The organism is Pseudarthrobacter siccitolerans (assembly GCF_030823375.1).
GTDB classification, from domain to species: domain Bacteria; phylum Actinomycetota; class Actinomycetes; order Actinomycetales; family Micrococcaceae; genus Arthrobacter; species Arthrobacter siccitolerans_A.
On record NZ_JAUSXB010000001.1, the window covers coordinates 435,124 to 447,120 of the forward strand.

General features: G+C 63.9%; 11 protein-coding genes and 1 tRNA gene. 8 read left to right on the plus strand and 4 right to left on the minus strand.

Annotated elements, in window-relative coordinates; genetic code table 11:
* Positions 1-592 precede the first annotated feature (592 nt).
* Positions 593-1,717, plus strand: a complete 1,125-nt coding sequence (locus QFZ36_RS01995; RefSeq protein ID WP_306633506.1) for a serine hydrolase domain-containing protein — start codon at positions 593-595, stop codon at positions 1,715-1,717.
* Between the two features lie 661 nt (positions 1,718-2,378).
* Here the strand turns inward: QFZ36_RS01995 and QFZ36_RS02000 are convergent.
* A tRNA-Leu gene (locus tag QFZ36_RS02000) sits at positions 2,379-2,461 on the minus strand.
* Between the two features lie 172 nt (positions 2,462-2,633).
* Here QFZ36_RS02000 and QFZ36_RS02005 point away from each other — a divergent pair.
* Together QFZ36_RS02005 and QFZ36_RS02010 are read left to right on the plus strand one after the other, a co-directional pair.
* The gene (locus QFZ36_RS02005) at positions 2,634-3,938 is read left to right on the plus strand and encodes a M20/M25/M40 family metallo-hydrolase (RefSeq protein ID WP_306633507.1); all 1,305 of its coding nucleotides are present in this window, start codon (positions 2,634-2,636) and stop codon (positions 3,936-3,938) included.
* An 11-nt stretch (positions 3,939-3,949) separates the two neighbouring features.
* The gene (locus QFZ36_RS02010) at positions 3,950-5,110 is read left to right on the plus strand and encodes an acyl-CoA dehydrogenase family protein (protein ID WP_306633509.1); all 1,161 of its coding nucleotides are present in this window, start codon (positions 3,950-3,952) and stop codon (positions 5,108-5,110) included.
* A gap of 53 nt (positions 5,111-5,163) precedes the next feature.
* Here QFZ36_RS02010 and QFZ36_RS02015 read toward each other — a convergent pair whose 3' ends face one another.
* Positions 5,164-5,397: a DUF5703 family protein gene (locus QFZ36_RS02015; RefSeq protein ID WP_050055262.1), complete on the minus strand. Its 234-nt coding sequence runs from the start codon at positions 5,395-5,397 to the stop codon at positions 5,164-5,166.
* Between the two features lie 40 nt (positions 5,398-5,437).
* On the opposite strand from QFZ36_RS02015, the gene QFZ36_RS02020 reads away from it, so the two are divergent.
* Positions 5,438-5,710, plus strand: a complete 273-nt coding sequence (locus tag QFZ36_RS02020) for a hypothetical protein (RefSeq protein ID WP_306633510.1) — start codon at positions 5,438-5,440, stop codon at positions 5,708-5,710.
* A gap of 41 nt (positions 5,711-5,751) precedes the next feature.
* Here QFZ36_RS02020 and QFZ36_RS02025 read toward each other — a convergent pair whose 3' ends face one another.
* On the minus strand, positions 5,752-6,687 hold the full coding sequence (locus QFZ36_RS02025; protein ID WP_306633511.1) for an aldo/keto reductase: 936 nt from the start codon (positions 6,685-6,687) through the stop codon (positions 5,752-5,754).
* 51 nt (positions 6,688-6,738) lie between these two features.
* Between QFZ36_RS02025 and QFZ36_RS02030 the strand changes: the two genes are divergently transcribed.
* Positions 6,739-7,572 (plus strand): undecaprenyl-diphosphate phosphatase, encoded by an 834-nt coding sequence (locus tag QFZ36_RS02030; RefSeq protein WP_306633512.1) that lies wholly within the window; start codon positions 6,739-6,741, stop codon positions 7,570-7,572.
* A gap of 15 nt (positions 7,573-7,587) precedes the next feature.
* A complete protein-coding gene (gene mshC / locus QFZ36_RS02035) occupies positions 7,588-8,865 on the plus strand; it encodes a cysteine--1-D-myo-inosityl 2-amino-2-deoxy-alpha-D-glucopyranoside ligase (protein ID WP_306633514.1) in 1,278 nt (425 codons plus the stop codon).
* A gap of 78 nt (positions 8,866-8,943) precedes the next feature.
* Here mshC and QFZ36_RS02040 read toward each other — a convergent pair whose 3' ends face one another.
* On the minus strand, positions 8,944-9,849 hold the full coding sequence (locus QFZ36_RS02040) for a PAC2 family protein (protein ID WP_306633516.1): 906 nt from the start codon (positions 9,847-9,849) through the stop codon (positions 8,944-8,946).
* 129 nt (positions 9,850-9,978) lie between these two features.
* On the opposite strand from QFZ36_RS02040, the gene QFZ36_RS02045 reads away from it, so the two are divergent.
* Together QFZ36_RS02045 and QFZ36_RS02050 are read left to right on the plus strand one after the other, a co-directional pair.
* On the plus strand, positions 9,979-10,770 hold the full coding sequence (locus QFZ36_RS02045) for an HAD family hydrolase (RefSeq protein WP_306633517.1): 792 nt from the start codon (positions 9,979-9,981) through the stop codon (positions 10,768-10,770).
* Positions 10,763-11,929, plus strand: a complete 1,167-nt coding sequence (locus tag QFZ36_RS02050) for a site-2 protease family protein (RefSeq protein WP_306633518.1) — start codon at positions 10,763-10,765, stop codon at positions 11,927-11,929. Before QFZ36_RS02045 ends, QFZ36_RS02050 begins: the two co-directional genes overlap by 8 nt.
* Positions 11,930-11,997 lie beyond the last annotated feature (68 nt).

Consider the following 11,997-nt stretch of genomic DNA (forward strand, 5'->3'; position numbering starts at 1 on the left):
CCAATCCCAGGCTGACAATGAGCGCAGCTACACGCTGGCGCCCTGATTTACGACACCCGCACTGCTCACCTCCCACACCTTCGAGGGGTGTCATGGACCTCATCAATCCACCAAGCCGCTACAGGGTACTGTGAGGCCCCGCGGGAGGCCCCGAGATGGAATGCCGTCGCCTCAAGTCTCCTCCGACATAGAACCTGTGCCAATGAAGAGTTGTACGACGCCAAATTTTGGGGCAGCTTTTCACCGCCCGCGTCTAACTCGCCCGAGAGATCTTGGCGGGTGATTTTGGTCGAGGAAGCAGTCAATGTCAGGTAAACGCAAGTGGTGCTCGAGTTCCTGAAGGATCCAATCAGAAGTTTCGGGAACATAATTGGAAGTGGGCTGGGCGACATTCTCGGAGAGGAGAGGTCATGATCCGGGCCCTGCTGTGCAGGCTCAATATCGGGCACCACTGGCTGGTAGAAAGGACGCCCGACGCCGGGTTCCGACGACGTTGCACCAGGTGCGGCAAGTACGACCGCCGCAGTCAAAGCTGGTCCGGGCACCTGGAAGCTGGAGACCGCCCCGGCAATCCATGGGGTCCGGCTGATTGATGAACAAGCACGCTGCGGTACTGGCCGTGACTCTTGTGCTTTCCGGCTGTACATTCGGCACCCCTGACGAAACAGCCACCACCCCGGCTGTGAACCTTGCCGCCCCGCTGGAGGCTTTTGCCGCCGACGCGTCCACACAAGGTGCGTCCGCTGTTGTCTTCCATGTGCGTAATGGGGACCGGCAGGAGCTAAGGGCCACCGGGGTAAAAGACCTGGAATCCAACGCGAAGGCGGTCCCTACGGACAAGACCTGGATCCTCGGGGCAGGGACACCCATGGTGGCCGTGTCCATGATGAAGCTGGTGGAGGCTGGCACGGTGCACCTGGACGATCCCGTCTCGGTGCATCTGCCCGAGTTCACAGCCATCTTCCCGGCGTGGGACCGCGTCAGGGTGCGGGACCTGTTGGGCAGTACCTCCGGACTGCCCGACTACTTTCCGCCCCTGATTGAATCCAGGACTCTGGACGAGCTCCAGACGCTCCCCTTGACCTTCGAGGAACGACTTCGAATTGCCGCCGGGGTGGATCTGCCACCAGGGCCCGTGTCCTATTTTGTGTGGTCTGCGACGGACTGGGAAGTGATGGGCTGGCTGCTGGAACGCAAACACAACCGCAGACTCGAAGAGGTTCTCGCCAAGGATGTCTTTGAGCCGGCAGGAATGGGCAACACCCGCGTGGCGGCGGCAGGGCAGCCGCCCGAACCCATGCTGCATGGGTACGTGCTGGAGGACGGGAACAGGCGCGGCTTCACGCGTATTGACGCGCTTACCGGATCAGCTGATTCCGGCGTCATTTCAACAGTTCAAGACCTCAGCAAATTCTTGGCGGCCCTCACCACGGGGCGGCTCATCCGCGAGGACACTTGGAACAGCATGGTAGAGGCCGAGCCGTTTTCTTTGGGTGGCATCAGCCCACGCGACGATATCTGCCCGGGCACACACCACGTCATCGCGTCCGGGGGCGGAGGGCCGTACAGTGTCCAGTCTGTTTCCTCTTCAGACGGGCAACGGCAGGTGACTGTGGCTACGGTGCTTCCGCCCCGGGAACTGAACGTCACAGACGCGCCTCCGCTGGTCCCCGAGATGGAGGACGCTATCCTGCAGACAGCCAGAAGCATGTGCTAGCTGGAGCACCAATCCGCCGGAGCATTCATATAGGTGCGGAAGGATGGCCTCAGCCTCCTGCCGTCGGCCCTATCCAGGCACTGAAGTTGCCTCCTGTTCCACCTCCGCCACTATCGTCATCCTTGCCGCATCGGCGGCAGCGTTTATAAATCCCGCCGTCTTCGGCATGTTCGAGATGCCATTCGTGCCGAATGTTCAGCTTGCACAGCAGGGCCTGGATCATGACAGCCTCCGATTTACATCGCAGGGCTCTGTACCTCTAATGATGGCCTCCGCTCCCTCGCTGGGGAAGTGGCAGTTTGGGCGAGGCATTGTCGCCGACGGTCCAAAACTGGGACCCCCGTTCCAAACGATTGGGTGGGTGATCACAGCGGAGGATTGGGCGCGTATTAGGCGGTTGCATCTGGCCCAGGGTGAATCGATGAGGTCGATAGCTGCGCGGCTGAGGATCACCAGGAACACCATGGCGAAGGCAGTCTTGCTGGGGGTCCGCCAACATATGTCCAGGCGCCACAGGACTCCGGGATCAAAGGTGTGGAGCGGGCAATTCGTGGGCTGCTGCGCCCTCTTTAGAGCGCCCAGATTAGGGGAAACAGGTCTCGCGTGGCTGGAGACACAAAAAAGCCCCGGAAAATCACTGATTTTCCGGGGCTTCCCTTTGTGCGCGGAGGGGGACTTGAACCCCCACCCCCTTTCGAGGACTAGCACCTCAAGCTAGCGCGTCTGCCATTCCGCCACCCGCGCAGGTGGTAATCCGGGAACCGATTCCGCCTTTCAGCGTTTCGCGTTTCTCCGAAGCAGCGAGAAAAACTCTAACACGAACTTTCCTGAAACATCGAATCGGCCCAAGTGGGTAGGCTGAGGGCAGCGAATCGGCGCTGCGCCACCCCGTCATTCCCCTGTAAGGAGCTTCCACATGCCTGATGTCCTGCCCGAGGATGAAGTTGTCCGGATCTGCCAGGAGCTCATCCGGATAGACACCTCAAACTATGGTGACGGGACAGGGCCAGGGGAGCGGGCTGCGGCTGAGTATGCTGCCGGGCTCATCGAGGAAGTCGGCATGGAAGCCGAGATCTTCGAGTCAGCGCCGGGCAGGGCCAACGTGGTCACCCGGATGGCCGGCGAGGATCCTTCGGCCAGTGCCCTGGTGGTCCACGGCCACCTCGACGTGGTTCCGGCCCTCAAGGACCAGTGGTCTGTGGACCCGTTCGGCGCCGAACTGAAAGACGGGCTCATCTGGGGCCGCGGCGCCGTCGACATGAAGGACATGGACGCCATGATCCTTGCCGTTCTCCGGAACTTCGCCCGCACGGGCAAAAAGCCCAAGCGCGACATCATCTTTGCCTTCTTCGCTGACGAGGAGGCGGGCGGAGCATTGGGTGCCCGCTATGCGGTAGACAAGCGTCCGGAACTTTTCGAGGGTGCCACCGAGGCCATCTCCGAAGTGGGCGGGTTCTCGGCAACCATTGGCGGTCAGCGCACCTACCTGCTGCAGACGGCGGAAAAGGGCATCTCCTGGCTGCGCCTGGTAGCCCACGGCAGGGCCGGCCACGGCTCCCAGATCAACACTGACAACGCTGTTACCCGCCTCGCGGCAGCCGTAACCCGCATCGGCGAATACAAGTGGCCCATCGAACTGACCCCCACTACCAGGCAGTTCCTGGACGGCGTGACCGAACTCACCGGGGTGGAGTTCGACGCCGACAACCCGGACCTCCTGCTGAACCAGCTGGGAACGGTGGCGCGCTTCGTTGGTGCCACCCTGCAGAACACCACCAACCCCACACTTCTCAAGGGCGGCTACAAACACAACGTCATCCCGGAATCCGCGGAGGCGCTCATCGACTGCCGCACCTTGCCCGGGCAGGAGGAACACGTCCTGGAAATCGTGCGGGACCTGGCAGGAACCGGGGTGGACGTCAGCTACGTCCATAACGACGTATCCCTTGAGGTCCCCTTCGCCGGCAACCTGGTGGACTCCATGATCGATGCCCTGCACTCGGAGGACCCCGGCGCCAAGGTGCTGCCGTACACGCTCTCCGGCGGCACGGACAACAAGTCCCTCAGCCGGCTCGGCATCACCGGCTACGGCTTTGCACCGCTGATGCTGCCGGACGAGCTGGACTTCACCGGCATGTTCCACGGCGTGGACGAGCGCGTACCCGCGGATTCGCTCAAATTCGGCGCCCGGGTGCTCAACACCCTGCTCACCAACTACTGAGCAGCGTGGCCATGACCCCGGATGAGATCCTGCCCGAGGAATTGCTGGAACGGATCCGCGGCAGGGCCGCCGGATACGACAGGGACAACGAGTTCTTCCAGGAGGACCTGGAAGAACTTGTTGAGGCCGGGTACCTGAAACTTTTTGTCCCCGCGGACGACGGCGGGAAGGGACTTGGCCTCGCGGCGGCGGCGCAGTGCCAGCGCAGGCTGGCAACGGCTGCCCCCGCCACCGCCCTGGCGGTGAACATGCACCTGGTGTGGACCGGCGTCGCGCAGGTCCTTGGCGCGCGAGGGGACGCTTCGCTGGACTTTGTCCTCAAGGAAGCTGCCGAAGGAGAAGTCTTCGCCTTCGGCAACTCCGAAGGCGGCAATGATTCGGTCCTCTTCGACTCCCGCACCGTCGCGCAGCCCCAGCCCGGGGGCGGCTACACCTTCACCGGAACCAAGATCTTCACCAGCCTGTCGCCGGCCTGGACGAGGCTGGGAATCTTCGGAAAGGACGCTTCCGGCAGGGACGGCGACGGCGAACTCGTCCACGGTTTCATCACCCGGGAAACGCCGGGTTACGGCATCCTTGATGACTGGGACACGCTCGGCATGCGTGCCAGCCAATCCAGCACCACTGTCCTGGACGGTGTTGCAGTCCCGGGAGACCGGATCTTCCGCAAGCTCCCCGTAGGTCCCAGCCCGGACCCGCTGATCTTCGCCATCTTCGCGTGCTTCGAGACACTGCTGGCCGCCGTCTACACCGGCCTGGGGGAGCGGGCGCTGGCCGTGGGGGTTGAGACGGTGAAGCGCCGGACTTCCTTCAAGAATGCCGGACGCAGCTACGCGCAGGACCCGGATATCCGCTGGAAGGTCGCGGAAGCGGCGATGGCCATGGACAACCTGTACCCGCAGCTGGCATCCGTAGCGGGCGACGTCGACAACCTCGCAGACCACGGCCCGCAGTGGTTCCCGAAGCTCGTAGGCCTGAAGGTCAACGCCACGGAAACGGCACGGCGCGTAGTGGACCTGGCCATCCGGGTCAGCGGGGGATCAAGCTACTTCCGGGGATCCGAACTCGAACGGCTCTACCGGGACGTCCTGGCGGGTATGTTCCATCCGTCCGACGACGAGTCGGCCCACAACACCGTGGCCAACGCCTGGCTGGGTCCGCTCGAAGAATAGAGGCAGCCGGGCGGGTTCACCTCTTTTAATTACACCGCCGCTAGGCTCCCTAACTAGACGGTCCGCTGGACTTGCATGACGCGGCGGCGCAGCCAGAACCGCCTGCCTCCGCCCAGGTACAGCTTGCTGCGCTCCAGCTCCCACTTGCCGTATTCGGAGTGTTCCACCAGCCGGCGCCTTGCCTCATGCAGTGAATCCACAGGGCTGACCGTCAGTACGAGGTACTCGTACTGCTTCGCATAGTCCCGTTCCCGCTGGACCGAGCTGGTGAGAAATTGTTCCTTCATTTGCTCTCCATTTTCGTCCTTTTCCGGCTAACGTGAAGTCATGAGCATCGATCCGCGTGTCGCGCTTCAGTCCTTGACCACCGCTTTGGAAGAACACCTTATAGCAGCATCGAACCGACGCGGAGATGGTGATCCATCCGTGGAGGCGGCGTTTTTCGCAGTTGCCGATGCCTTTGAAGTCTATGAGGACGCCCTCTACGAGGCCTACAACGAGGTCACGCCGCTCCAGGTCTTTGATGACGAGGACGACGAGGATGAAGAAAGCGATGTTGACGACGAGGACCTTGAAATTGTTGAGGACCGGAACGTCTGACAACAAGGCACCCCGAGCGGACCCGTGAGCAGCGAAAGCCCCTAGCAGGCGGCTGAAGCGTCCTCCAGGGCGCACGCAATCTCAGGCGGCAGCGGTGTCAGCTGGGCGTCCACAATCTCCTTCAGCTGTGCAGGTGTCCGGGGCCCCACAATCGCTGTGGCCACGCCGTGCTGCGACAACAGCCAACTCAAGGACACATCCTGCGGCGTCCGGCCCAGCCCTTTCGCTGCCATGCAAACCGCCTCAACAGTCCTGGATGCCTGGCCGTCAAGATACGGCTCAACGTAACCCGCTCCCGCCGCCGAAGCACCGCGGGAACCTGAGGGGATGCTGCCGCGGTATTTCCCTGTCAGCACGCCACGCCCCAGCGGCGCCCAAGCCATCAGTCCCAACCCTGCGTCCTCGATCGCCGGGATAAGCTCTGCCTCCGGCTTTCGCTGCAAAAACGAATATTCAGCCTGGGCGGCAACCAGCGGGAACCCTGCAGTGGCCGCAGCCTTCGCCGTCTGCCAACCGTTGAAGTTTGAAACTCCGGCGTAGCGGGCCCGGCCCGTCCGCACCGCAAACTCCAAAGCGGACAGCGTCTCGTCCAACGGAACGTTGCTGTCCCAGGCCTGCGCGAACCAGATGTCCACATAGTCGGTTCCGAGCCTGGCAAGGCTCGCCTCAAGGCCGCTCAGCATCGCATTACGGGAGGTGTCCACGCCGCGGCGGCCATCCGGCGTCGTCATTCCCGCTTTGGTGGAGATGGAAATCTCCGTCCGAGCCACAACGTCGCCCAGCAGGGAACCGATCATGGCCTCGGACCGCCCGTCCATGTACGACGCCGCCGTGTCAACGTGCCGGCCGCCTGCGTCAAGGAAGTTGCGCAGCAGTTCCGAAGCGTCCTGTTCGTCTGTTTCGCCGGCCCAGGTCATGGTGCCAAGGGAAAGGGCGGAAACTCGCAATCCACTGTTGCCGACGTAACGCTGCTGCATAGCAGCAAGCTTACGGGCAGAACCACTACTGCCATGCCGTAGGGTCTTAGCGTGAACTGGTTTGAGGCGGCCCTGCTGGGCCTTGTGCAGGGACTGACCGAATTTCTACCTATTTCATCAAGCGCGCACCTGAGGATTGTGGGGCAGTTCCTGCCCAATGCCGAGGATCCCGGCGCAGCTTTCACGGCCATCACCCAACTGGGAACCGAGACCGCGGTGCTCATCTATTTCTGGCGGGACATTGTGCGGATCGTCAAGGCCTGGGCCGGCTCACTCAGCGGAAAGGTGTCCAGGCAGGACCCTGACGCCCGGATGGGCTGGCTTGTCATCCTGGGCAGCCTCCCGATCATCGTCCTGGGCCTGCTCTTCCAGGACCAGATCGAGTCCGTGCTCCGCAGCATGTGGATCGTCGCCACCATGCTGATCGTCTTCGGCCTGATCCTGGCCGTTGCGGACGCCGTGGGCAAGCAGGAACGTGACCTGACCTGCCTCACCTACAAGCACGGCATCCTTTATGGTTTCGCCCAGGCCATGGCACTGATCCCCGGCGTGTCCCGGTCCGGCGGCACCATCACCGCCGGCCTCCTGATGGGCTACACCCGTGAAGCGGCCGCACGGTACTCCTTCCTGCTGGCGATTCCCGCCGTTTTTGGCAGCGGACTTTTCCAGCTGTACAAGACGGTCTCCAAGGAAGGCATCACGGGGCCTTACGGCTTGCCGGAGACCGCCCTCGCCACCGTCATCGCCCTGGTGGTGGGCTACGTCATCATCGGCTGGTTCCTGAAATTCGTCTCCACCCGCAGCTACCGCCTCTTCGTCTGGTACCGGATCTTCCTGGGCCTCGCCCTGTACCTGCTTCTCGGTTTCAATGTCATCAGCGCCTAGCACTAGGCTTGGCGTGTGAAATCCTGGATCTCCCGCCCTGTTCCTGACGTGCCCGGCAGCATGCCCGCCATCCGGTTGTTCGATACCGCCCTGGGGCGCGAGGCAGCCCTGGAAGTGGACGGCCGGCCGTCGATGTACGTCTGCGGCATCACCCCGTACGACGCCACGCACATGGGCCATGCCGCCAGCTATGTCGCCTTCGATCTCCTGAACCGGGCCTGGCGGGACGCCGGTCATAACGTGTCCTACGTCCAGAACGTGACGGATGTGGATGATCCGCTGCTGGAACGCGCCACGGCAACAGGGGTGGACTGGCAGGACCTGGCGGCGAGCCAGATTGAGCTCTTCCAGACGGACATGGAGGCCCTGAACGTCCTCGCACCGGACCACTACGTCGGCGCCGTCGAATCCATACCGCTGATCGTTCCAGAGGTGGAACGCCTCGTCAGCCTCGGGCTGGCTTACAGTGTGCAGGGCACCAATGGTGAGCCTGACGGTGATGTTTATTACGACGTCGAGGCGGCCGGCAAGCAGTCCGTGTCACCGGACGCCTGGACCCTGGGTTCCATTTCCGGACTGGCCGAAAGCGAAATGCTGGAGCTTTTCGCCGAACGCGGCGGGGATCCCGGCAGGTCCGGCAAGCGGCAGGCACTGGACCCGCTGCTGTGGCGGGTGGCACGGGAGGGCGAGCCGAGCTGGCCGGGCGGCAGCCTCGGAGCAGGCCGGCCCGGCTGGCACATCGAGTGCACGGTGATTGCACAGAAGTACCTGCCCGCGCCCTTCACGGTGCAGGGCGGCGGGTCTGACCTGATCTTCCCGCACCATGAGATGGGAGCGGGCCATGCCTATTCACTGGCCGGCGTCCCGCTGGCAAAGCACTACGCCCATGCCGGGATGGTGGGGCTGGACGGCGAGAAGATGAGCAAGTCCAAGGGCAACCTGGTGCTTGTGTCGAAGCTGCGGGCCGCAGGGGAAGACCCGGCCGCCATCCGCCTGGCCATCCTCGCCCACCACTACCGTTCGGACTGGTCCTGGACCGAAGAAGGATTCGAGGCCGCAAAGGCAGACCTGGCCGCCTGGCGCCAGGCACTGGCCCAGGCTCCCGCCGGCTCGGCTTCCGCCCTCATCGCCGAAATGCGCGCGGCCCTGGCTGACGACCTCAACGCCCCCACGGCGGTAGCGGCCGTCACCCGCTGGGCAGCACAGGCGAACCTGGCCGGAACCCCCGCCAGCGGCGAGGATCAGGTATTGGTGCGGGACGCCGTCGACGCCCTCCTCGGTATCCGCCTCTGACCGACCCTTCCCCAACCCGGTCCGGCCTGCCTCCGGGCAGGTCCGGGGGGAGCCTATAGCCGCCAGCGAAAGCGGCGGTCAGGGGCGGTCCTGGCCCCGCCGTTTGAGGTACCGCTCGAACTCGCGGGCAATGGACTCCCCGGTTGCTTCCGGAAGATCGGCAGTGTCCTTGGCCTCCTCGAGCTGCCGGACGTACGCTGCGATTTCCGGATCCTCAGTGGCCAGTTCGTCCACGCCGCGCTCCCAGGCGTCGGCTTCTTCGGCCAGTTCATGCGTGTCCAGGGGCACCTGGAGCAGCTCCTCGATGCGGTGAAGGAGTGCCAGCTGCGCCTTCGGCGAAGGGGCCTGGGCAACGTAGTGCGGTACGGCTGCCCACAGCGAGACCGTGGGGATGCCCGCCAGCAGCGAAACCTCGGAGAGGACACCCACGATTCCCACCGGCCCTTCATACTGTGACGCTTCGAGGTTCATGCGCTCCCGCAACGGCCCGTCGTCGGAGGAGGTGCTCACGGGAATCGGCCGGCTGTGGGGAACATCCGCCAGCAGAGCGCCCACCAGGATGACGTAGTCAACGTTCAGCGCTTCGGCGTGGACCAGGAGTTCGGCGGTGTACGCCCGCCATTTATAGGACGGCTCGGTGCCTTGGACGAAAATGACGTCCACATTCGAATTGGGTGCGCTGGCCTTGTAGATGCGCGTGGAGGGCCACTTGATTTTGCGTTCGCCGGCAGCGTTCCTGCGGACCGTGGGACGTGTGAACTGGAAATCGTAGTACTCGTCGGCGTCAATGGACGCCACCTTCTTGCCGCCCCACAGCTTGTTGAGGTACCGCAGCGAGTCACTTGCGGCCTCACCGGCGTCGTTCCAGCCTTCAAAGGCGGCAAGCATCACTGTCACGCGCTGCCCGTCAGGCACAGGCTGCAGGAACCGTTCGCGGACGGGTTCTGCCCCCGGTTCGGTGGTGTCTCCCTCGAAGCTATTCATTTCTTCACCCTACGTCCAAGCAGCAGGGTGATGCATTGAATGAAGCGCCGGAAAAGGCAGTAAAAAGCCCCGTATTCGCCGAAGGCGTAGCCACAGGCCCCGTCCAGGCTGTCCCCGTAGACTGGGTGGATGCGACAGCCAGCCACACCTTCCCCGCTCAAAGCAGTCCTATGGGACATGGACGGCACCATCGTGGACACCGAGCCCTACTGGATCGCGGCCGAGCACGCACTGGTTGAAGCCCATGGCGGAACCTGGTCCCACGAACAGGCCATGCAGCTGGTGGGGCAGTCGCTGACGTTCTCCGCCGGGATCCTCCAGCAGGCCGGCGTCGATCTAGGCATACGGCAAATTATCGACACCCTCACAGCGGAAGTGGTGGCCAGCGTCCGGCAGCAGGTGCCTTGGCGGCCGGGCGCCCGGGAACTGCTGGAAGACCTGCACCAGGCAGGCGTGAGGTGTGCGCTTGTCACCATGTCCGAGGGGCCCCTCGCCCGGGAAGTTGTCGCCAGCCTTCCCCGGCCGTACTTCGAAGTTGTAGTGACCGGGGATACGGTGGCACAGGGGAAGCCGCACCCGGAGGCCTACCTGAAGGCAGTGGAACTGCTCCAGGAAACCGATCCGGCCCTTTCCCTCAAGCACTGTGTTGCACTCGAAGACTCAACGCCGGGAGTGGCGGCTGCTGTCGCGTCCGGCGTTGCCACCGTTGCTATTCCACATATTGTTCCGTTGCCCGAGGACGAACGGTACGTCCTGTGGGAGTCCCTGGCAGGCCGATCGCTGGCTGACCTTGAAGATGCGGTCCTCGCCCGCTCCCTTTCGGACGGGTCCGGCCAGCACGGATCCACCCAGTACGAATCCTCCGGGTACGGGTCCGTCACCTTGGAAGGGGCCGGGGTCCGGGGGACTGCCCATGACTGAGACGGCCGCCCCGGTCCGCCGCGAGGGCATACCGCTGGGACGGATTGCCGGGGTTCCAGTTGTCCTGGCGTATTCCTGGTTCGTTATCGCTGCGTTCACGGTGATTGTTTACGGGCCGGTACTTGACCGGGGCAACCCGGCGCTCGGCCCCAGCGCGTACGTCGTCGCTTTTGCCTACGCCGTCCTGCTCCTGATCTCGGTCCTGGTCCACGAACTGGCCCATGCCCTGACGGCCAAAATCTACGGCTGGCCCACCCGGAAAATTGTGCTCAACCTGTGGGGCGGGCACACGCAGTTCGACAGCTTTACGGCCACCCCCGGACGGTCGGTGCTGGTGGCCCTTGCCGGCCCCGCCGCGAACTTTGTCCTGGCCGCCGGCGCCTGGCTGATGCTTAATGGTGCCGCCCTGGGCAGTGTCGCCGAAATCCTTACCAACATCTTTATGTGGGCCAATTTCCTCATTGCCGTCTTTAACGTCCTGCCCGGGTTGCCCCTGGACGGCGGCAGGCTCGTGGAATCATTAGTCTGGAAGGCAACCGGCAGCCAGGCCAAGGGCACGGTGGCGGCAGGGTGGGGCGGCCGCGTGATCGTCATCGCCCTCGGCTACTGGTTCCTCCTCCGGCCGCTGCTTGCCGGCAATTCGCCCGAATTCAGCCTCCTGATGATGACCGTCCTGGTGGGCGGTTTCCTGTGGATGGGCGCCTCCGCCGCCATCCAGCAGGGAACCCTCCGGGGACGGCTGCACCTGGTCAGCGCGGCAGGATTGTCGACGCCGGCCGTTGGGCTGCCAGCCACGGCGTCAGTCCAGGACGTTCTCCGGATGGGAGCGCCGTCGTCCACCTCCATAGTTGTGTGCGGCGCAGACGGGCGCCCGCAAGGCGTAGTGGATCCAGCTGCCCTGCAATCCGTTCCGGCCGCCGCAGCCGGAACAACCCCTCTTGCGGCGGTGTCCTACGCCCTTGCCGCCGGGGCCTACGTGCCCGAATGGTCGAAAGGGCAGGAGCTCCTGCACTTCCTGTCCCAGCTCGAAGGCCGGGACTACGCCGTCGTGGACCACAACGGCAAGGTGACCGGGCTGCTGTCGCAGGACGCCGTGCTGTCCGCCATTAACGGGAGGCGCCCGCGGCAGGATGGGCGCCCGCAGGGCAGGAACCGGTAGAGTTACCTGCCGGCAGTGCATTGCCGCCGCAGAAGCCACAGTGTCCTCAGGGGCGCTTCAGCGGGGCA